Origin of the sequence: Opitutus terrae PB90-1 (genome assembly GCF_000019965.1) — a bacterium.
Taxonomy (GTDB): Bacteria; Verrucomicrobiota; Verrucomicrobiia; order Opitutales; family Opitutaceae; genus Opitutus; species Opitutus terrae.
Genome location: NC_010571.1, coordinates 73,427 through 94,710 on the forward strand (window position 1 = coordinate 73,427; position 21,284 = coordinate 94,710).

Below are 21,284 nucleotides of genomic sequence, written 5' to 3' on the forward strand. Positions count from 1 at the left end.
GCGACGTCGTCGATGAGCACCGCTCGCCTTCACGGCTGCGTCGCGCGTTCCGGCAGCGCGAACGCCACCCACGCGTCGCCGCTCTTCGTGCCCATCTTGCCGCCGCCGCAGGCGATCACTACGAACTGCCGGCCGTTGACCGCATACGTCGCCGGCGTGGCGTAGCCGCCCGCAGGCAGCTTCACGCGCCAGAGCTCCTGCCCGGTCCGCCGGTCGAACGCGCGAAAATGTTCGTCCTTGCTCGCGCCGATGAACAGCAACCCGCCCGCCGTGATCACGGCGCCGCCGTAGTTCTCGGTCCCAGTCGGCGGAATGCCCTGCGCCGTCAGCTCCGGCAGTTCGCCGAGCGGCACGCGCCAGCGATACTCGCCCGTGTTGAGATCGATCGCGTTCAGCGTGCCCCAAGGCGGCTTCACCGCCGGATACCCGTCGGGATCGAACCAGCGGTTGTAGCCGGTATGCGTGTAAGGCGGTGTCCCCGCTGGCGGGTTCGCGGCTTCGACCGGCTGCCGTCCTTCACCTTCGCCCAACAGGAAGGACACGAGTGCCTGCCGCTTCGGCTCCTCCAAAAATCCCCACGGCGGCATGACGTTCCGACCTTTCGTAATCACTTCGAAAATCTGCGCACGCGTGAGTCGCTGCTTCACGTCCACGAGCGAAGGAATGTTCTGCGCCGCGTTGCCACGCCGGTCCGCGCCGTGACAGCCCGTGCAGTTCTGCAGATAAACCTGCTGCCCGAGCGACGCTCCGCCGCCGGTTTCGATCATCGTGAGCACCCAGGGCATCTCGTTGCTGTTCACGTAGAGCACGCCGTCGGGATCGACCGCGGCGCCGCCCCACTCGCCGCCACCATCGAACCCGGGAAAGATGATCGTGCCCTCGCGGCTCGGCGGTGCGAACCGCGCATGCGCGCGCAGCCGAACGAAACGCTCCAACACCGCCATCCGCGCCGCCGGCGTGCGCTCCGTGATTTCCTCCGCCGTGAACAACTGCCGCGCATACGGCGCCGGCTTCGTCGGCAGCGGCTGCGTCGGCGACGTGACCTCGCCGGCCAAATCCGAGGTCGGCACCGCGATCTCTTCGATCGGAAAGAGTGGCTCACCGGTCTCGCGATGAAACACCCACACGTAGCCCTGCTTCGTGATCTGCGCGACCGCGGGGACGGACCGGCCGTCGCGCTGTACCGTGACGAGCGTCGGCGGTGCCGGCGGATCGCGATCCCACAAATCATGCCGCACCATCTGATAGTGCCACACCCGCCGCCCGGTCGCGGCGTCGAGCGCGAGCAGGCAGTTGGAGTAAAGATTGTCGCCGCGCCGATCGCCGCCCCAGAAGTCAAACGCCGCCGAGCCGACCGGACAGAACACGAGTCCGCGCTCCTCATCGACGGTCATGCCCGCCCACACGTTCACGCCGCCGACCTTGCGCCACGCGTCGGCCGGCCACGTCTCATGTCCCGGCTCGCCAGGCTGCGGCAGCGTGTGAAACGTCCACACCGGCATTCCCGTGCGCACGTCGAACGCCCGGATGTGCCCCGGCGCGGCCGGTCCCGGACCTTCGCCGACGCGCGTCGAGAGGATGATCAGGTTGCGGTAGATCACCCCCGGCGTGTTCGCATCGACCTGCATCCCGGTAACGTCCCGGCCCAAGCCGCGCGAAAGATCGATTCGCCCGCGCTGGCCAAAACTCTCGATCACGCGCCCCGTGCCGGCATCGACCGCGTGCAACCAGCGGCCGGACGCATACAGGATTCTCCGATCGTCGCCGTCCGCCCAGTAACTCATCCCGCGGTTGACGCCGCTCGTCTCGGGCGGATCGAACCGCCACCGCTCCGCGCCCGTCGCCGCCTCGAGCGCCACCAGCTTCAGCCCGGGCGTCGTCACGTACACTACACCGTCCACGACCAGCGGATTGCACTGGATCTGCGTGGAATCCGCCCGCGCATCTCCGGCCCGCCAGGTCCAGGCGATCGTCAGGCTGCGGACGTTCTCCGTCGTGATCTGATCGAGCGTCGAATAGTGGCTCGCCGCCCGGTCGCCGAGATAGCTCGGCCAATCCGCGCCGGCTGCCGCGTCGACGCGTCCAGCCATCACCAGAAAACCGCCAGCCAGCGCGCCGCGCCAAAGGGGGGAAAGGGTAACCATCCGCCGAAGTGGAACCGAAGGCGGTGCGGTTGCCAAGTTCCGGCTGTGAGGCGCACGCGCCGCAGCCGACGAATCGCGGGCGCTGGTTGCCCACACCACCGCGCGCACGTGAATCGGCGCCGGCCGCGGTCTCTCCCCGCGCAGTCGAATCCGTGGGGACGCGACCGACTCGATCACGGCGGAGTCCGGAATTGCCCGCGGCGTATCGGGAGACCCGCCCTCGATGAGGTTGTGAACAAAAACAGCCGGCCACCGAAATGGCCGGCTGCGAAATTCAGAGGGACGAACGGCGGGGCGCTTATTCGGCGGCGGCCTTGACTGAGATGTTGTTGGTCACGGCGGTGACTCCGTTCACGCCGCGGGCGATCTGCTCGGCGCGGGCCTTCTGTTCGGCGGTGTCGACGAAGCCGCTCAGCTGAACGTTGCCCTTGAACGTGGTGACGTCGACCTGCATGGCGCGGACGACTTCGTCGCGCACCATCGCGGTCTTCACCTTCGTGGTGATCGCCGCGTCATCGACGTATTCTCCAGTGCTTTGTTGGGTGGCGGTGCCGGCACAGCCGGTCGACAGGGAGAGGACTCCACCTGTCAGCAGCGCGAGTAGCGCGGTAATTTTGAGTGAGGTTTTCATAGGCGTCCCGGCTTAGTATCGCGAGCCCGAGCACAGTTCGCCGCGCCACCCATTTTTCCGCGCGCGGCGCCCGGCTCAGTCGTCCCGTCCCTCGGCGCACGGCACTTCTCTGCGGAAGCTCTCAGGTTTGACCTGATAGACGGTCGGGAATTTTTTCGCAGCTTTTTGAAAGAACTGTCGCGTGCAAAGCCGAGTCTGCTGTGCGAGCATTTTGCCGACGCAAGATCCCGCCCACATGCTTCAGCCCGAGCTCGACTCACCGAAGAAATCGCTCCGCATCCTCTACGCGGACGACATGCGTGAACTGCGCGAAGTCGCACGCATCGCCCTGACCCGCGATGGCCACACCGTCGAATGCGTGGGCGACGGCCAGCAGGCGCTCGAGCTGCTCGCGGCGAATCCCGACGGCTACGATCTCGTGATCACCGATCATCACATGCCGCACGTCAACGGCATCGAGCTGGTCACCCAGCTGCGCGAGATGCCGTATCACGGCAAGGTGCTGATCTTCTGCTCCGAGCTCAGCTCCGCGGTCAACGAGACTTACCAGCGGCTCAAGGTGGATCGGATCCTGTACAAGCCCGTGTTCCCGTCCGAGCTGCGCCAGGTGCTGGTAGATCTCTTCCAGCCAGTGTCCTGTTCGACCTGAGCCACCCGATCTTGGTTGGTTTTCGGAAGGGCGCCGAGCGGGCGCCTTTTTTTTTGCACGCCTTCGCGGCGATCGACCCGTTCGGCCGACCGCCGCGTGGCGGGAAACTCACGCCGCCGGGTCGAGCACGACCTTGATGCAGCCGTCGCGTTTTTCCGCGAAGGTCTCATACATCTCGGGCGCGCGCGACAGCGGTACGCGATGCGTGATCACGAAGGACGGATCGATCTTCTTCTCTTCCACGAGTCGTAGCAGGTCGGGCATGTAGCGCTGCACATGAGTCTGGCCCATCTTGAGCGTCACGCCTTTGTTGAAGACCGCGCCGAACGGCACCTTGTCGATGAACCCGCCGTAGACGCCGGGGATCGACAGCACGCCACCCTTGCGCACCGCCCGCATCGCCTGCCGCAGCGCATACGGCCGGTCCGTCTCGAGCTTCAATGACTGTTTCACGTCGTCGTAGATCGAGCCGTGCGCCTCCATGCCGACGGCGTCGATCGCCGCGTCGGGTCCGCGCCCCCCGGTGAGATCGCGCAGCTTTTCGAGCACGTCTTCGTTGTCGTTGATCGGGATCGCGCCGGCCGCCTCCGCCATCGCCAGCCGTTCAGGGACGTTGTCGATCGCATACACCTTGGCGGCCCCCATCAGCAGCGCGCTGCGGATCGCGAATTGGCCCACCGGCCCGCAACCCCACACCGCCACCACCGTCTGCCCCGGCTGGATGTCGCAGTTTTCCGCCGCCATGTAGCCGGTCGGAAAAATGTCGGAGATGAACAACACCTGCTCGTCGGTGAGGTCGTTCTCGATTTTCAACGGCCCCACGTCGGCAAACGGCACGCGCGCATACTGCGCCTGCCCGCCGGCATAGCCACCGGTCAGGTGCGAATAGCCATAGAGCCCCGCCGCGCTGTAGCCCAACAGCTTCTCGGCCATCCACGCGTTCGGATTGGTGTTGTCGCAAAGTGACCACTGCTGCCGCGCGCAATGCGCACAGCCGCCACACGAAATCGTGAACGGCACCACCACGCGATCGCCCACCTTCAGCTTCGCCACGCGCGGCCCGACCTCCACCACCTCGCCCATGAATTCGTGGCCGAGAATGTCGCCTTTCTCGAGGGTCGGCATGTAGCCATCGTAGAGGTGCAGGTCGGAGCCGCAGATCGCCGTCGAGGTGATGCGCACGATGCAATCGCGCGGGTTCAGGATTTTCGGATCATCGACCTCCTGCACCTCCATCTTTTTTTTGCCCATCCAGCAGACGGCCTTCATGACTGGCCTTTCTGCTTCGCGCTGCGCTGCGGTTCGCCGACGGATTGTCCCTCGATGGTCGGAATCTCCCCGGCCTCCATCAATGCCTTGAACCGGCGCAACGCCTCGGCGACCTGTTGCTCCGGCTCCTCGCCGGTGAGCTTGGCCACCCATGCGGCCAGCTTGCCGCCGGGCGGATCGTATTCGAGCTGCACGCGGACTTCCGTACCTTCGTCACCCGGCGCGCGCTCGAAGCGCACGCTGCCCGCGTTGCGGATTTCGGCGCCATCCTTGGATCGCCATGCGATCAGCCGGTCCGGCGCGTCGTTGATGATCACCGCGTCCCACTCCACCATCCGGTCGCCCGGGGCGCTGACCGCCCAATGCGATTCCGTGTCCGAAAGGCGCGTGATCGCCACGGGATGCTTGATGATGCGCGTGAGGTTTTCGAGCGAGCGCCAGAACTGGTAGAGTTCGGCGGCCGGGCGGCGGATGGTGCACGCTCGCACCACCTTGACGCCATGATTGCCGGGAACGGCAATCTTGGCCCGGGGTTTATCGACAAGTTCAGACCGATCAGCCGTTTGCTGCCGGGTCGCAGGAGATGTGGCCATGCGGCAATCTAGTCACCGCGCATCGCGCCTGCCATCAGGCGGCCTCCCGCTGCAACCATGGGCCGATTGAAACCTCGCGCGCCAATGATTGCCGCAACCCGCGCGGTCGCCGCGCTCACGACGCCGCGCTCACTTCACCAGCGCGGCGATCCGCGCGTGATATCCACGGCTCAACTTCAGCTTGGTCCCGTCGCGCAGGATCACCGCATACTCGCCGGCGAACGACGGGCTGAGCTTTTGCAGCCGGTCGAGATTCACGATCGCCGAACGATGGATCCGCACGAACTGCTGCGGATCCAGCCGCGCCTCCAGCTGCGTCATCGTCTCGCGCATCAAATAACCACGACTGCCGGCGTGAAACTTCACGTAGTCGCCCTCCGCCTCGATCCAGTCGATCTCGTCCGGCTTGAGAAAAAGGATCTCCCCCGCCGTCTTCACGACCACCCGCCCGGACGCCGCCGCGGAACGCCGCGCCGTCGCGAGCTCGCGCACGAGTTGGTGCCAGCGCGCGCTTTCCGCCTCGCCCCGCCGCTGCCGCACCGCGCCCTTCGCCCGTTCCAGCGCCGCGCGGAAGCGCGCGTCATCGTAGGGCTTCAGCAGGTAATCGATCGCGTTCACCTCGAACGCGCGCAACGCGTGTTCGTCGTAGGCGGTGACGAACACGATCACCGGCGCCGCCGCCACGCCCACCTGCGCGAGCGTTTCGAAGCCGTCGCCGCCCGGCATCTGCACGTCCAGAAAGGCGAGCGCCGGCCGTTCGCGCTCGATCAGCGTCACCGCCTCCGCGCCGGTCCCCGCCTCACCGACGAGCTCGATCTCCGGATCCTGCGCGAGCAGCAGCCGCACGCCGCGGCGCGCCGCCGGTTCGTCGTCGACAATGATCGTGCGAATTCGGGCCGGCTCCGGGACGGTTCGCGAGGACGCGGGAATTTTCATGGCGGGGCGAGCGGGAGGATGACTGCGTTCTGGCATAACGCCGGAAAAAAGAAAACTCCCCTGTCGTGGCCGGGCTCTGGCCCTGCACGCGACAGTTTACGTGCGGTTTTCTGACGTTGTCGGAACGGCCTTACGCCGCGATCATCGGCTCCGTCATGTTCCGGTCGCGCATAAAGCGGCTGGCTCTCAGCTCTGGACTCTGAGCTCTCCGCTATCGGCGCGATACGGCAGCACCACCTGCACGCAGACGCCCCGGCCCGGGCGCGTCTGGAGCGACAGCTGCGCCCGCGCACCGTAGAGCCGCGCCAGCCGTTCGCGGGTGTTGCACAATCCCACGCCCTCCTTCGCGCGCATCCGTCCGTCCGGCAGCCCGGGCCCGTCGTCGCGCACTTCGAGCAGCAGATCTGCGCCGCTGCGCCGGGCCGCGATTTCCAACCGTCCCGGCCCGCTCTTCGGCGCGATGCCGTGCACGATGGCGTTCTCCACCAGCGGCTGCAGCAACAGGTGCGGGATCCGCGCGCTGCGCACCTCGGGCGCGATGTCCTGCTGCACCGTCAGCCGGTCCGAGAACCGCACCTTCTGAATCTCGACGTAGTGGTCGATGAACTCCAGCTCCTGCTGCAGCGTCACCTCCGCCACGCCGCGTTGATCGAGCGACAGCCGCAGCAGCGCGCTGAGCCGCGCGATCAGATTCACCGCGTCCTCGCTCCGCCGCTCACGCACGAGCACCGCGATCGTGTTCAGCGTGTTGAACAGAAAGTGTGGGTGCAGCTGCTGCCGCAGCGCCTGCAACTCGGTCTCCACCAGCCGGGTCTCGAGCTGCGATGCCTTCAGCTCTTCGTCCTTGTAGCGCTGGTGATACTCGAGTCCGTAGCCAAACGCGATCACCGCCCAGTAATACGTCATGTCGATGATGTTGCGGCCATAAAAATTCTGCAGCGCCATCCGCCAGAATCCCTCGGGCCACGTCGGCTCGAACCACAGCGTGTAAGCCCACATGCGGCCGAGGTAGAACACCGCCATCACGCCAAAACTGACGGCGAGATGAAAACTCATCCCGCCGGCCCACGTGCCGCGCGCCAGCGGCACGAGCTCGCGCAGCCGCAGAATCAGTGGCACCAACGCCGCCCACATCGCCGCGCGGCCGAACTGCGGAATCGCAATATCGATCAAATCCGCGGCGCCGTGCGTCGCGCGCGTGTTGAAATACACCTCCAGCGTGAGCACCGCGCCGACCAACACCGCCCCCGCCACCAGCAGCGCGATCTGGGCCCAGCGAGCGTTCATGCTTGCAGCGGTTTTCGCCACGGGCCGCGCTGACACAAGCGTATAACACCGCCGCCCCTTCGGGCGCCTGTCACCTTCGGATCGTGGTGACGCCGCTCAACCCGGTTCGGCCGCACACAGGGCCGCGCCGACGATCCCCGCCTCGTTGCCCGACGACGCCACCACCAGCTTCGCGCGACAGCGCACGTGCCGGATAAACTTGTCGCTCTTCGAACTCGCCCCGCCGCCGAGCACGATCAGCTCCGGCCACAGCAGCCGCTCGAGCGTGCGCAGATATTCGCCCAGCTCGCGGGCCCAGCTGGCCCAGCTCAGTCCGCGCCGCTTGCGCGCCGCCGACGACACGTAGCGCTCCGCCGAGCGTCCATGCCAGGGCAGATGGCCCAGCTCGGTGTTCGGCAGCAGCCGGCCGCCGGAAAACACCGCCGTGCCGATCCCGGTGCCGATCGTCACGAGCAGCACCGTGCCCTGGACGCGTCGACCCGCGCCGAACGTCACCTCCGCGAGTCCGGCGGCGTCGGCGTCGTTGATCAACGCCACGCGACAACCCGTCGCCTGGGCGAACAGTCGCCCCGCATCGCAGCCGACGAATCGCGGGTGCAAGTTGGCCGAGGTCAGCGTGCGCGAACCTTGCACCACGCCGGGAAAGCCCACGCCGATCCGCCCGCGCCACCGAAAATGCCGCGCGATTTCCGCCACGGCGCGGCTCATCGCCAGCGGCGTCAACGGCTCCGGCGTGGCGATCCGCAGCCGCGGCGCGAGCAGCCGGCCCGTGCGGGGGTCGACGGGTGCGCCTTTCACCGCAGACCCTCCGATGTCAATGCCGAGGGTTTTCATGCCCGACCTCTACACGCCGCCCCGGCCGGCCGCACGTGCAATCTGTGGCGCGTCACGGACCGTTCAACCACCCTGCGGTTGCTTGCCCTGCAACTCCTCGGCGGTGGCCGCGCGCGCGCTGACGATCTCCACGTCAAAGACGAGATCGACTCCGGCCAGCGGGTGATTGGCGTCGAGCAGCACGTCGTCGCCCTCCAGCCCGGCGACGGTCACCACGGGCGCACCGGGCTCGGGTCCGACTTGGAACGTGTCGCCAACGTTGAGTTCACCCTCGACGGGCAGCAGGCTGCGATTCACCCGTTGCACCTGCGCGGGATCGCGTTCGCCGTAAGCTTTTGCCGCGGGCACCTGCACTCGCCGCTTCACCCCGGCGTCCGCGTCGCGCAGCTGTTCGTCGAGCCCATCGATGATGTGCCCCGATCCCTCGAGAAACGTGATCGGCGTGCCGCCCGCCGAGGTATCGAGCACGCGATTCGACGTATCGCGCAACGTGTAGTGAAAGGTGACGACGCGTGGCATCCGCTGAACAGAAAGTAACACCTTCCAAGTAACAAGTGCCAAGATCCGGGTGCGGTGGCGCCCCACTCACCCATAGGTTCTATAGGTCTCACACGTCCCGTAGGTCCCACGCCCTCCCCCGTCTACGTCTCCTGCCGCAGAACCTCCAGCGGCGGATGATTCGTGATGCCCCGGCTGGTGAGCAGTCCCGTCACGAGCGTCACGACCACCACCCCGCCCAACGCCGCGAGCAGCGCGCCTGGGCTGAACATCACCGGCGACTTGAACACGAACTTTGCCAGCAACGCGTTCGCCGTCAGCGCGAGCAGGCCGCCGGTGAGCGCCGCGAGCACGCCGAGCACCGCGTATTCCACCAGTTGAATCTGTCGCAGCTGCCGCCGCGTCGCGCCGAGCGTGCGCAGCAGCACGGTCTCGCGAATCCGCTGGTACCGTCCCGTTAGCACCGCCCCGGCCAGCACGATTACGCCGGTGATGACCGTGAACAGCGCCATGAACGAGATCACGAACGCCGCCTTGGCGAAAATCCCGTCGAAGGTCTGCTGGATCAACGCGAGATCGATCGCCGATACGCTCGGCAATTCGCGGCCCACCGCGCGCTGCACCTGCGCCGAGATCGTCGGCGTCGCGGCCCGTGTCGCCGCAATGAAGGTCTTCGGGGCCGGCTCCAGCACGCCCTCGGGAAACACCACGAAAAAATTCGGCTGCATCCGCTGCCACTCCACCTGCCGCAGGCTCGCGACGTAACCCGTGATCGGCACTCCCTGCACGTCGAACGTGAGCTCGTCGCCCAGTTTCAACTGCAGGTCCTTCGCCAGGCCTTCCTCGACCGACACCGGCACGCGCGCCTCGCCGGGCTCCACCCGGCCGATGAACGTGCCCGCAGTCAGCCGCTCCGTGTCCGTGAGCTGGCCGCGATACGTCGACCGATACTCGCGCCGCAGCGCCCAGCCGGGCAGGCGCGCGGACTCGTCTTTCAACCACTCCTCGACCGTCCGCCCCTTCAGCTTGGCCAGCCGCATCGTCACCATCGGCGCGTGCGCCAGCAACGGAGCGCCATTCGCCGCCGCGAGCTTTTCCAGCGCGCCGATCTGGTCCTCCTGCACATCGAAGAAGATCAAATTCGGTCGCGTGCCGCCGCCGATGCCCGCGATCTTCGCCAGCAGCGACGCGCGCGTCAGCACCAGCGTGAGCATCAAGAACGTGCCGAGCCCGAGCGACAGCAGCAGCAGCACGGTGCGGTTGTTCGGCCGGTGCAAGTTCGCCAGCCCCTGCCGGGCGACATACGGCAGCCCGCGCCGCGGTCCGAATTTTTTCGCCGCCCAGATGATCCCGCGCGCCAGCAGTGCCAGCGTGCCGAAGGCCACGCCAAGCATCAGTGCAAAGCCGCCCCCTGCGCGCCAGTTGCCGGCCTGCAGGATGGCGAAGCCAAGAATCGCCAGCCCGATGCCGGCGTAGATCCACTTCCGCCACGGATCCGCTCCCGTGCGCTCCCCCTGCGCGGAGCGGATCGCCAGCAGCGGCGAAACGCGGCGCACGGTCAGCAGCGGCAGTAGCGTGAACAACACGCAGATCACCAGCCCCGCGACCGTGCCGCGCAACACCGCCGGCCAGGAAATGAACATCTCGACCTGGAACGGCAGAAAATCCTTCAGCACCGCCGGCAGCAGCGTCTGCACGCCCACCCCGAGCAGCGCGCCAATCACCGCGCCCACCGCGCCGAGCCCGAGGCCCTGGACGACATAGATCGTGAAGCTCGCGCGCGCCGTCGCACCGAGACAGCGCAGCATCGCCACGGTCGCGATCTTCTGCCGCACGTAAACGTGCATGGCGCTCGCCACGCCCACCGCCCCGAGCACGAGCGCGACAAAACCCACGAGGCTCAGGAACGAATAAACGTCCTTCAGATTCTCGCCGAGGTCGCGTTTGCGTTCCTCCACCGTGGCGAACTGCAGCCGCTGCCCGCGAAACTTCTCGCGCATCTCCTTCACGAGCTGCTCCGCATCGCGCCCCGCCGGGAGCTTCAGATGCGCGCGATGCGTGGTGAACGTGTCGCGGCCGAGCAGCCCGGTGGCCTTGAAGCTTTCCATCGAGAGATACACCCGCGGCGAAAACATCGCCACCGCGGCGGATTCGCCGGGAATCTTCTGCAAAGCGCCCGCCACCTTGAAGGTCCCCTCGCCGATCCGCACCTCGTCGCCCGGCTGCACGCCGAACTGCACCAGGATCGTTTCCTCCAGCAGCGCGAACGGTCCGCTGCGCACCTGCGCCATCGCGTCCGCCGGCGCGGTGACGAGTTCGCCATAAAAGGGAAACCCACCTTCGAGCGCGCGCACCTGTACGAGCCGCCGCTGCTCGTCGCGGGTGGGGAACGTGATCATCGAGCGCAGCGAGACCTCGCGCGCGACCTCCCCACCCAGCGATGCGAAATACGCGAGCGTTTCCGGCGCGAACTCCACGCGCGACGTGACCGCGATATCGGCGCCGAGCAGCGTCTTCGTCTGCTGCTCGACGGTCCGCTGCAGGTTGTCGCCCAGCGAGGCGATGCCCACGAGCGCGGCGATGCCGAGCACGATCGAGAGCGACACGAGCACCAGCCGCCGCCGCGACGCCCGCGAATCCCGCCAAGCCATTTTCAGAACGAAGGTCATGGATGCTCCCGCGAATTACGCCAATGGCCGCGAATGACTTTTTGTGTTGGCGATACGCCGATATTCCAACTTCGGGAACGCGCCAAAGTTCACGAGAAGTCCCAATTGGTAGCCCGTCGCGTGCAGGTAATTCTGGACCTGTGCAACGTGTTCGTCCGTGAGCTTCTCGCATGCCTTAAGCTCGAGCACGATCTTGTGCCAGCATGTGAAGTCCGGCGAGTAGGTGTGCTTCAGCGGCATTCCTTTGTAGCTGAGCGCAAGAGAGGGTTCGTGAACAAACGGTATGCTCCGAAGCCCGAGTTCAAGCTCCATGCAGTCGTGGTAGATCGGTTCAAGGAACCCGCAGCCCTTTTCGTTATAGACTTCAAACGCGGCTCCCACGATCGCGTAACTCTCATCCGGATAGATCAACTCACTCATAAGCTGGATTCGCGGCTATTCGCGAGATTCGCGGGCAGTGACCATCTCATCGCTGACGACGGCGCCGGTGCGGAGGCGGAGGATCCGGTGACAGCGGCGCGCCAGTTCGAGGTCGTGCGTCACCAGCACCAGCGTCGTGCCGCGTTCGCGGTTCAGCCCGAAAATCAGCTCCACCATCGCGTGCGCAGTGTCGCCGTCCAGATTGCCCGTCGGTTCGTCGCAGAATAATATTTTCGGCCGGTTCATGAACGCCCGTGCCAAGGCCACGCGCTGCTGCTCGCCGCCCGAAAGTTGCACCGGATAATGCTCGCAACGCTCGCCGAGCCCGACGCGCGCCAGTAATTCGCGCGCCTCCGGCTCGCAGCCCGACTCGCCGCGCAGCTCGACCGGCACCAGCACGTTTTCCAGCGCGGTCAGCGTCGGCACCAGCTGGAAATTTTGAAACACGAATCCGACATGCTGATTCCGCACGCGCGCCCGCGCATCCTCGTCCAACGCGGCGATCGACGCGCCGGCCAGCACCACGCTGCCGCCGCTGGGCTGATCGAGGCCCGCGCACAGACCGAGCAGCGTCGTCTTGCCACTGCCGCTCGGGCCCACGATCGCCACGCTCGCGCCTGCCGGCACCTCGAAACTCACCTCGTGCAACACGGTGAGCGGCCCCGCCGCGGTCGGATATGTTTTTGTGAGCCGCTCGACTTTCAGCATCGTCTGGTCACTCATGGGCATGGAACGATCACGAAACACACGAATCTCACGAAAGAAAGCACCGTGATGCTCAACGGTCTATTCCCGACACGAGCGGCCGGTTGGCTCCGCCAATTTCTTCCCACCCGCGAATGCCTTCGCGTCCCTGCGCGTGCTTCGCGGGCGCTCCTTTTCGCCTCTTGGGTTTGTTTCGTGGGCTTCTCCGTCCCGCTCGCCGCGAAAACGATCGTCTTTTTCGGCGACAGCCTCACGGCCGGCTACGGGCTCGACGATCCCGCGACGCAGGCATTCCCAGCGCGCGTCGCGGAAAAGCTCGCGCCGTCGCATCCCGGCTGGCGCGTGGTCAACGCCGGGCTCAGCGGCGAAACCAGTGCGGGCGGACTGCGCCGCGTGGACTGGGTGTTGCGGCAACCGATCGACCTCTTCGTCCTCGCGCTCGGCGCCAACGACGGACTCCGCGGCATCGAGCCGGCGGTCACCCGCGAAAACCTGCAGGGCATCATTGACCGCGTTCGCACCAAATTTCCCTCCGCCCAAATCGTGCTCGCCGGCATGATGATGCCGCCGAGCATGGGCCCGGACTACGCGCGCGAGTTCAGCGAAATCTTTCCGGCCTTGGCCGCGAAAAACCATCTCACCTTCGTGCCGTTTCTGCTCGCGGGCGTCGGCGGCGACGACGCGCTCAACCAGGCGGATCGCATCCATCCCACGGAACGCGGTCATGAAGTCGTGGCCGAAAACGTCTGGAAAATTCTCGAGCCGCTGCTCTAGACGACGCGAGCCATCGCCCGGGCAGCCCGCACGTATGTCCGGCCGTCGGCTAGCTTTTGCGCTTCGCGTGAGTAACATCCCGCGCTTCCACCCATGGTCCAGCCCGGCAGGATTCTTCCTCTCTGCGCCTTGAGCGTGCTCGCGTTCGCGCCCGTGGCGGCCGTACCCCTGCCCGTGACCGGGCGGGTCGAGCTCAGCGCCACCGCCGCCGAGAACATCGCCCGCGCCGCCGCGCCGGTGGACCAGCTCGATGGCGAGCGGCTGCAGCTCGCGCTGGGCGCGGGCACGTGGCGCGAATGGCGAAACCAACTGCTTACCACCGCGGAACTGAGCGCCACGTTTGAACATTTGCCGGATTACTCGCATGCCGACGGCGGCTCGTTCGGCGCGAGCGCCGGCGTCCGCCGCAAGCTCGGGCTCGGTCCGTTCGCGCCTGCGATCGACGCCGGCGCCGGCGTGTTTCATCGCGACGCCCGCGAGAATCGCGACGACGGCACCACGTCCACGGCGAGCCTTCGCGTCAGCAAACGCCTCGGCTCCGCCTGGCGGCTCTCCGTCACCGGCGACTGGCTGCAACACGACGCCCGCGGCGCGATGTTCGACCGTCGTCATCGCCGGCTGCTCGCCGCGCTCAACTGGGACGTCACCACCCGCTGGCAGCTCACCGGCGGCATGGGCCGCTTGTGGGGCGAGTTCACCGCCAATGCATCATCGCCGGTCTGGCACCGCGCACTCGACGGCGCGCTGGGCCCCACTGTGGCCAACTACTATCGCCAGCTTCCCTGGGACTACACGTATCTTTACGGCCCGGACTGGGTGAGCTACCGCACGCACGGCCGCTCGACGTTTCGGTGGCTCGAGGTCTCGCCGGCGCTCGCCCGCAACACCGCGCTCGCGCTCCGCTACGAATGGCTCACCACCATCAATCAAGTCGGCATCAAATATCGCCAAAAGAACTGGACGCTCACACTGCTCCAGCGGTTCTAGCCCGGAAATTTCATGAACAAGAGTAAGGCTCAGTCAGAAATTGCCGTCCGCCTGCGGCGGAGCGACCTTGTCGCGGCCAGCCCCGACAGAGTCGGCCCGCAGGGCGGATATTTCATGAATTTCATGAAATGTCCGGGCTAGCGATCGTCTCGTGAATTCATGAAATCCCTCCGCTCGCTGCTCGGGTTTTCCCTGCTGTCGCTGCCGCTGTTCGGCGCCGGCGGCGACGTCCGCGTCGAGATCACCGACGACAAGGGCACGCCCGTCGCCGACGCCGTGGCCTCGCTGCGGCCACTCGATACGCCGCCCGCCATCCAGCCGCCCACCGAGCCGGTCCTGGTGGTCCAGCAGGACCAGGAATTCCTGCCGTACGTCACCGCCGTGGTCGTCGGCACGCAGATCAGCTTTCCCAATCGCGACCGCGTGCAGCATCACGTCTACTCGCTGTCGGCGGCGAAGCCCTTCGAGCTGCCGCTCTATCGCGACGAGCCGCATCAGCCCGTGCGCTTCGATCGTCCGGGCGTCGTGGCGCTTGGCTGCAACATTCACGACTGGATGGCCGCCTACATCGTCGTGCTGCCCACGCCGTTTTTCGCAACCACCCCCGCGAACGGCATCGCCCCGCTCGCCGCGTTGCCTCCGGGCCGCTACCAACTCGAGGTCTGGCATCCGCGCATCGCCGCCGTCGTGACGCGCGAGGTCACCGTGGATCCGAACGATCAGCGCACGCAGGTCATCACGGTGAAGCTCAAGCCCGACCGGCGCATTCGTCGCGCGCCGGAGATGGGCGGCAGCGGCGCCTACCGCTGATGCGGATTTCGCTCCGCAGTTTCGGCGTCAAGCTGCTCCTCCTGCTGGTGCTGGTGGTCGCCGCCGCGCAACTGGGCACGTTCCTGATCGTCTCGCGGGCGAATCGCGCCGAAGCGCGCCGGCAGATCGCGTCGGACCTCATCATGGCCGCCGGCGAGTTCCATCGCGTGGTCGCCTATCGCAACGATATCCTCGCCACCGGCGCGAGTTCCGCGGCCGGCGACTACGCCTACAAACCGCTGTTTGCGAACCCAGCGAGCGACCCCGCCACACTGGTGTCCGCACTCCACAGTGTGCGGCTGCGCATTCATGCCGATGTGGCCACGCTGCTCACCACCGAAGGCAACACGCTCGCCTGCACCGCCGGGATCGCGCCGGGCTCCGACGTGCTGCGGCGGTTCGTCGCAGCCGCCGACGCGGATCCGTCGCCGTCGCCGCGCGCCGCCGGCTACCACTATCTCGACCATGAGCTTTATTCGTTGGTGATCGTGCCGGTCCGCGCGCCCGACATCGTCGCCTGGCTCGCCGTCGGGTTCCGGATCGACGACGCGCTGGCGCGCTGGCTCAAGGACCTCACGCGCATCGAGGTGAGTTTCGTGGATCAGGAGGGGCAACTGCTCGCCACCACGTTGGCGCCCACCACCGCCGCCGCGCTCGCCGAGACGCTGCCGACACTCGGACGGCACACCGAGATGGTGACGCTGCCGCTCGCCGGCGAATCAGCCCTCGTCACCACGCGCCGGCTGCCCGCCGGTGAACACGCCGCCACGCTCGCGCTGCAGTTCTCGCTCGATGAAAAGCTGCGGCCCGCGCTCACCACAGAGCGGCTCCTGCTCGTCGTCGGCTGCGGCAGCCTCGCCTTCGCCGCGCTGCTGAGCCTCGCGTTCGCCCGTCAGCTCAGCCGGCCCATCGAAGCGCTCGCCGCGCACACGCGCGTGATCGCCGCGGGCGATTACGCCGCCCGGCTGACGTGGGATCGCAGCGATGAACTCGGCCGGCTCGCCGACAGTCTCGACGCGATGAGTGAAGGCCTCGCCGAACGCGACCGCGTGCGCGATCTGCTCGACAAAAACGTCTCGCCGGCGATCGCCGCGCAATTGCTCCGCGAAGGCGCCGCGCTCGGCGGCGAGGAGCGCGAGGTCACCATCCTCTTCGCCGATCTGCGCGGCTTCACCGCGTTGAGCGAACGCCTCGCCCCGCACGAGCTGCTCGCGCTGCTCAACCGCTATCTCGACCGCATGAGCCGGCCGATCGAGCAGCAGGGCGGGATCATCGACAAGTTCATCGGCGACGCAGTGATGGCTTTGTTCGGCGCCCCGGTGGCAACGTCGCACCCCGCCGCGCAGGCGGTCACGGCAGCCCTCGCGATGCAGCGCGCCCTCGCGGAGCTCAATGTCGAACTTTTGGCGGAAGGACAGCCGGCGCTCGCGCTCGGTATCGGCATCAACACCGCGCGCGTCGTCGCCGGCAACATCGGCTCGAGCCGACGGCTCAACTACTCGGTGATCGGCGACGGGGTGAACGTCGCCGCGCGGCTGCAATCGCTCACCCGCACCGCCGATTATCATACCGACATCATCGCGAGCGCCGCCACCGTGACGCGCTGCGCCGAGGCCGCCCGCGAACGCGGACCAGCCGCTCCGGCCGACTTCATCGCACGGCCGCTCGGCCACGCGGCCATTCGCGGTCGCCACGAGCCCGTGGAGATCTTCGCCATCGAACCCACCGCGCTTCGGGTATCGTCCTTCGCCGGCTAAATCAGCCGCCTTACGCTCAGCGCACGGGCGACGCGCTTTCCGGTCCGCGCAGCACCGCCTCGAAATGGCTGATCGCACCCGCGGGCACCACCAGCCGCCAATCGCCCGGCCCGCCGCGTGCGACCAGGCTTTTCGTGATCGCGCTGCCGTCGGGCTGCTGCAGCCGCACGCGCAGAAGCACGTCGGCGCCGCGTTCCATGCGCGCGATGAATTGCATCGAGCCCAGCGGCACCTCGCGGGCCGTCAGCAGCGCGACGAGCCGCTCGGGTGTTCGGTAGGTCGCGCGCACTGCCGGCGGCAAACTTGCGAGCAACGTCTCAGCGCGCGTTCGCGCCTCAGCGTCGAGCAACAGCGTGTCCGCCAGCGTCTCCACCTCACCGCCAGCGGCGGCCCACAGCGCCGTTTCCAACACCGCTTCCGGGCTGCCCCGACCCGCGTTGTTCCAGGCACTCGCCTGCATCGGCGGCGACGGTTGAAACGCCGGCGCGCCCGCGTGACTCGTCGCGCGCTTTGCGGCGAGCCGGGCGCGCAGCTGGGCGATTTCGCTTTCGCAACGGACGCGCTCGGCGTCCTGTGTCCGCCACTCGGCCCACTCGGTCGCGGTTGGCTGTACGGCGCGCAGCCGCTGGTTCTCGGCGGACAGCGTTCGCAGGCTCGCTGCTTCCTCGCGCAGCAGCGCGATCTCCGCGTGCAGCTGCCGCGATCGTTGCGCCTGCACCGCCAGCACCCCGGCGAAGCCCAGTGTCACCACTGCCAAGACCGTCCAGATTCCGTTGCGCGAGCTCATGCTACGAACGTACCGTCCAGGTTCCTAACCACAGATAGACACATATCCCTGAAACATACCCGGAGAGGAGACCCCGGTAGGGCGAGTTTCTTCGTCGCCGCCCTGGTCAGAGATGCTCGCGGCGCGGAACGTTCTGCTGGCCAGCAGAACGCGCCCTACCCGACCGCTGTCGGCCACCCTTTGATCGTCGCCCGAAAGATGGGGCTCCCATCTGCGTTCATCTGTGTCCATTTGTGGTTGAAGTTGGTTTGGAGAAGGCGATGGGTTCACGACACTCGCTCTGCTCGCAGTGCCCGGCTGAGCGTCCCTAGAACCATTCCGCGTGATCAACGGGCACGAGTTCGTTCACGTCGGCAATGACGACGCCCTTCTCGTCGTTCAGGCTAAAGGTGATCGGCTGCTCCATGACGGTGTTGACGACGCGTCCGCCCTTCACGCCCGGATCGAACGTCCATTGTTTCACCGCCTCGACCGCCGCCGACTCGAATTCCGGCCGCGAGGATTTCGCCGGAAACGCGTCGCGCACGTTGCCGTTCGCATCGACGATCATCCGCACCAACACGGAGCCCACGATCCCGGCCCGGCGCATTTCATAGGGATAAACCGGCGGGACCGTGCGCGCGATCTGCGGCAGCCGATCGAGATCCTTCAGGTTTTGCAGCCCCGCGACGGTCGGCTTCAGCCCGCTGCGCGCGGGGCCGGCCGGCGTCGCCGTCGCGCTCCCCAGCTGCTGTTGCAGACTACGCACCTCCCGCTGCAACTGCACGACCTCGGCTCCCGACTGCCGCAGCCGCTCCGCCTCGTGCAACGCCCGCGCCAACCGGTCGTTTTCCTGCTGCACGCTCGTCCTCTGCGCTGACACCGAGCGCAACACCGCGACTTCATGCGCGAGAGCCCGTTCCTCCAGGTGCCGGGCCACGTATCCGCCGCCGCCGGCCACCACGAGTGCGGCCGCGAGCCCGAGCTGCAGTTTGCTCAGTCCGGCCACGGTGGCGGCGGTTCCCGCGGCGGTGCTCGCCGCGACCAGCGCACCCGTACCCGAACCGGCGAGAACCGCACCGGTGACCGCGGCGGCCAGTCCGGCCGGCGCGGCGACCACGGCTTGGTTTGCCAGCGCCACAGCCAGCGCCCCGCTGGTCGATGTGACGCCGCGGCGCACGAGCAGCGCCTGCAATTTGTCGAGTGCGCGCTCCACGCGCATCCGCGCCGTGTTTTCGCTCGCGCCGAGCCGCGCGCCGACGTCGGCGTAGCCGCAGCCTTCGAAATACCGGAGCAGGATCGCCTCGCGGTCCGTGTCGTTCAGCTCGGCGATGGCCTCGTCCAGCACCGGCCGCACCTTCCGCCAGTCGAGGTTCGCCGCGGGATCGTGAGTGAGTTCGTGCATCGTCTGGGCCTCCTGCTCGCGCGCCTGCCGCCGGCGTTCGCCGCGAATGAGCTTCGCCGCCGCGAACCGCGTGCTGGTGAACAACCAGCCGGCGAGCACGCGATGAGCGACCAGTGCGCGTGCCTTGCGCGCGAGGTCCGCGAACACCAGCTGCGTCACGTCCTCCGCGAGGTGCGCGTCGCCGTTGACCTGCCGCAGTGCCGCGGAGTGCACGAGATTCACGTGCCGTCGCACCAACTGGGCGAAGGCAGCCTGATCGCGGGCTTCAGCGTAACGGCGGAGCAGTGCGGCATCCTCGTTCATGGCGGTTTATCCATAGCACCCGCGCGGCCGAAAACCGCACAAATCTTTCTGCAGCCCCCCTGCTCGGCGCGAGTCTGCACGGTGCGTTCCGGCGAGCCGCGTCCAGCGCGCGCGCTACCGCGGAGGTTACCGGGTCGGTGCGGCGCTCGTGGTTGCCAGCCCGCTTATCAGCTCCGGCACTCCCGCCCGCGTCGCGTGTTCCTGCAGCAGTCGCCGGGTCGTTTCTGATGAATCGAACTCCAGCAATCGCCAAGCCAGCTCGCGCGCCTGCTGCGCCTCGCCCGCACCCGCGAGCGCTTCGATTCCGGCGGCGGATCCCTGCACGATCGTCCGGCGGATCGCCTCGCGCTGCTCGCCCGCCGGCACCTGCGGCAGGGTCGAGATCGAAAGCTCCAGCATGCCGCGCTGCCGCGCGTAGTCGTTCACCTCGATCGCTTCGGCGTAACGCTTCTGCTCCACGAACGTCCCCACCAGCCGCGCCCCGAGCGCCTGGCGGCGCGGATCGGTCGGTGGCAGTTCGTCGAAGAGCGCGAGGCTCTGCGCGCCGTCGCCGAGCACCTCGTTCAACGCGACCCACTCCGGCACCGCCGTGGCCTCGGCCGGATTGCCGCGCATGCGGACCGCGGCCGCATCCCGGCGGGCACGCAACGCCTCTCGCGCCGGCGGATACTGGTCGGCCAATTCGCCGAGCTCGGCGAGGAGGTAACTGGTGCGCGTGCCGTAGAAGCGCGGAAACCGCGTCATGCCGTCGTCGAAACACCAGAGATATTCCTGCAGCGCCTCGGCGTGCCGGCCGTTCGCCGCCAGTTCGCGTGCGTGGCGGTGACGTCGGTCGACCTCTTCCTCCGTCACGGCCGCGGTTTTGGATGTCGCCGTGGCGTCCTGCCGGTTGAGCGCAGCCATCCGGCCCATCGCTTCGATCAGGCGCGCGTTGTCCTCGTCAGCCGCTTGCGCGCGCTTGCCCTCGGCCTCGATCTTCGCCTGCGCCTGCTGCAGCCGTGCCCGCAGTTCGTCCACCTCGTGCTGGGCGTCGGCGGCGGTGGCTTTCAACACGCTGAGCTGCCCGCGCTGGTGCACGACCGTGCCGATCGCGAGCAGCGCAATCACCCCGGCGAGCCCGGCGACGAATTTCACATTGACCATAAAACTCCACGCCGCGAACGGTCCGCCCGCCGCCCCGGCCAGCGCGCCGCTGGTGACCGTGTTCGCCAGCCCCGCGGGCGCCGCGAGCCCGGCCTGCCCCTCCAACGCGAGCGCGAGCGCCGTCGCCGTGGACGTGATCCCGCGCTGGGCCAGCGCGGACTGGAGTTTTTCCAGCGCGCGATTGACGCGCACGCGCGCCGCGTCCTCCGACGTGAAAAACCGGTCGCCAATCTCCGCAAACGGCCGGTCCTCGAAAAACCGCATCAGCACCGCCTCGCGATCACGCTCGTTGAGCGTGCCGATCGCGTCATCGATCACGGGCCGAAGTTTCTCCCAATCGGCGTGGGCGCCCGCTCCGGCCGCAGCGGGTTCGAGGGCGTGCGCGGCGAGCTCACGTTCCCGCCGCCGGGCTTCGGTGCGCCGGACCTGGCCGGCGGCGAAACGCGTCGCGGTGTGCAGCCAGCCGACGACAGAGGATTGCAGGCTGACCTGGGCGGCTTTGCGCGCGAGATCGTTGAAGACGCGCTGGGTGACATCGCGCGCCGCGTGATCGTCGCCGCTCAGCTGGCGCAGAGCCGCGTGATAGACGAAACCGCAGTGCCGCTGCACGAGCTCCGCAAACGCCTCTGGCGAGTGCTGTTCCGCGTAGTGGCGGAGGAGTTCGAGGTCATCGGTCATCGCGGGCATCCTCCCTTGACAGCCGC

The 21,284-nt window shown here is 67.4% G+C and carries 19 protein-coding genes; 5 read left to right on the top strand and 14 right to left on the bottom strand.

Annotation, left to right across the window (positions count from 1 at the left end; genetic code table 11):
• Positions 1 to 29 precede the first annotated feature (29 nt).
• Together OTER_RS00320 and OTER_RS00325 are read right to left on the bottom strand one after the other, a co-directional pair.
• Complete coding sequence (locus tag OTER_RS00320) at positions 30 to 2,144, bottom strand: outer membrane protein assembly factor BamB family protein (RefSeq protein WP_012372891.1); 2,115 nt, start codon at positions 2,142 to 2,144, stop codon at positions 30 to 32.
• Between the two features lie 298 nt (positions 2,145 to 2,442).
• A complete protein-coding gene (locus OTER_RS00325; protein WP_012372892.1) occupies positions 2,443 to 2,775 on the bottom strand; it encodes a BON domain-containing protein in 333 nt (110 codons plus the stop codon).
• 235 nt (positions 2,776 to 3,010) lie between these two features.
• On the opposite strand from OTER_RS00325, the gene OTER_RS23430 reads away from it, so the two are divergent.
• On the top strand, positions 3,011 to 3,424 hold the full coding sequence (locus OTER_RS23430; protein WP_012372893.1) for a response regulator: 414 nt from the start codon (positions 3,011 to 3,013) through the stop codon (positions 3,422 to 3,424).
• Positions 3,425 to 3,532: 108 nt separating this feature from the next.
• Here OTER_RS23430 and OTER_RS00335 read toward each other — a convergent pair whose 3' ends face one another.
• The 9 genes from OTER_RS00335 to OTER_RS00375 form a co-directional block, all read right to left on the bottom strand.
• Positions 3,533 to 4,693: a zinc-dependent alcohol dehydrogenase gene (locus OTER_RS00335; protein ID WP_012372894.1), complete on the bottom strand. Its 1,161-nt coding sequence runs from the start codon at positions 4,691 to 4,693 to the stop codon at positions 3,533 to 3,535.
• Positions 4,690 to 5,286, bottom strand: coding sequence for an SRPBCC family protein (locus OTER_RS00340; RefSeq protein WP_012372895.1), 597 nt, complete (start codon positions 5,284 to 5,286; stop codon positions 4,690 to 4,692). The genes OTER_RS00335 and OTER_RS00340 overlap by 4 nt, the downstream gene beginning before the upstream one ends.
• A 129-nt stretch (positions 5,287 to 5,415) precedes the next feature.
• Positions 5,416 to 6,222 carry a LytR/AlgR family response regulator transcription factor gene (locus OTER_RS00345; RefSeq protein ID WP_012372896.1) on the bottom strand — a complete coding sequence of 269 codons (807 nt, stop codon included), beginning with the start codon at positions 6,220 to 6,222 and terminating at the stop codon, positions 5,416 to 5,418.
• A 186-nt stretch (positions 6,223 to 6,408) separates the two neighbouring features.
• Entirely contained in the window at positions 6,409 to 7,509 is a 1,101-nt protein-coding gene (locus OTER_RS00350; protein WP_012372897.1) for a sensor histidine kinase, read from the bottom strand.
• A gap of 96 nt (positions 7,510 to 7,605) precedes the next feature.
• Positions 7,606 to 8,343, bottom strand: coding sequence for a polyphosphate--glucose phosphotransferase (gene ppgK, locus OTER_RS00355; protein ID WP_012372898.1), 738 nt, complete (start codon positions 8,341 to 8,343; stop codon positions 7,606 to 7,608).
• A gap of 63 nt (positions 8,344 to 8,406) precedes the next feature.
• Positions 8,407 to 8,862 carry an FKBP-type peptidyl-prolyl cis-trans isomerase gene (locus OTER_RS00360; RefSeq protein WP_012372899.1) on the bottom strand — a complete coding sequence of 152 codons (456 nt, stop codon included), beginning with the start codon at positions 8,860 to 8,862 and terminating at the stop codon, positions 8,407 to 8,409.
• 122 nt (positions 8,863 to 8,984) lie between these two features.
• The gene (locus OTER_RS00365; protein ID WP_012372900.1) at positions 8,985 to 11,510 is read right to left on the bottom strand and encodes an ABC transporter permease; all 2,526 of its coding nucleotides are present in this window, start codon (positions 11,508 to 11,510) and stop codon (positions 8,985 to 8,987) included.
• A 15-nt stretch (positions 11,511 to 11,525) separates the two neighbouring features.
• Positions 11,526 to 11,930, bottom strand: coding sequence for a GxxExxY protein (locus OTER_RS00370; RefSeq protein ID WP_012372901.1), 405 nt, complete (start codon positions 11,928 to 11,930; stop codon positions 11,526 to 11,528).
• 15 nt (positions 11,931 to 11,945) lie between these two features.
• Complete coding sequence (locus OTER_RS00375; RefSeq protein WP_012372902.1) at positions 11,946 to 12,659, bottom strand: ABC transporter ATP-binding protein; 714 nt, start codon at positions 12,657 to 12,659, stop codon at positions 11,946 to 11,948.
• Positions 12,660 to 12,704: 45 nt separating this feature from the next.
• Here OTER_RS00375 and OTER_RS00380 point away from each other — a divergent pair, with 45 nt between their 5' ends.
• From OTER_RS00380 to OTER_RS23435, 4 genes are all read left to right on the top strand, one after another.
• Complete coding sequence (locus tag OTER_RS00380; RefSeq protein WP_012372903.1) at positions 12,705 to 13,409, top strand: arylesterase; 705 nt, start codon at positions 12,705 to 12,707, stop codon at positions 13,407 to 13,409.
• Positions 13,410 to 13,502: 93 nt separating this feature from the next.
• On the top strand, positions 13,503 to 14,396 hold the full coding sequence (locus tag OTER_RS00385) for a hypothetical protein (RefSeq protein WP_012372904.1): 894 nt from the start codon (positions 13,503 to 13,505) through the stop codon (positions 14,394 to 14,396).
• Positions 14,397 to 14,555: 159 nt separating this feature from the next.
• The gene (locus OTER_RS00390) at positions 14,556 to 15,206 is read left to right on the top strand and encodes a carboxypeptidase regulatory-like domain-containing protein (protein WP_012372906.1); all 651 of its coding nucleotides are present in this window, start codon (positions 14,556 to 14,558) and stop codon (positions 15,204 to 15,206) included.
• Complete coding sequence (locus tag OTER_RS23435) at positions 15,206 to 16,963, top strand: adenylate/guanylate cyclase domain-containing protein (RefSeq protein ID WP_012372907.1); 1,758 nt, start codon at positions 15,206 to 15,208, stop codon at positions 16,961 to 16,963. The genes OTER_RS00390 and OTER_RS23435 overlap by 1 nt, the downstream gene beginning before the upstream one ends.
• Before the next feature lie 16 nt (positions 16,964 to 16,979).
• Here OTER_RS23435 and OTER_RS00400 read toward each other — a convergent pair whose 3' ends face one another.
• The 3 genes from OTER_RS00400 to OTER_RS00410 form a co-directional block, all read right to left on the bottom strand.
• A complete protein-coding gene (locus OTER_RS00400) occupies positions 16,980 to 17,750 on the bottom strand; it encodes a hypothetical protein (RefSeq protein WP_012372908.1) in 771 nt (256 codons plus the stop codon).
• 307 nt (positions 17,751 to 18,057) lie between these two features.
• Positions 18,058 to 19,437 (bottom strand): TonB family protein, encoded by a 1,380-nt coding sequence (locus OTER_RS23440; protein ID WP_012372909.1) that lies wholly within the window; start codon positions 19,435 to 19,437, stop codon positions 18,058 to 18,060.
• A 126-nt stretch (positions 19,438 to 19,563) separates the two neighbouring features.
• Positions 19,564 to 21,258 (bottom strand): sigma-70 family RNA polymerase sigma factor, encoded by a 1,695-nt coding sequence (locus OTER_RS00410; RefSeq protein WP_012372910.1) that lies wholly within the window; start codon positions 21,256 to 21,258, stop codon positions 19,564 to 19,566.
• Between the last annotated feature and the right edge of the window lie 26 nt (positions 21,259 to 21,284).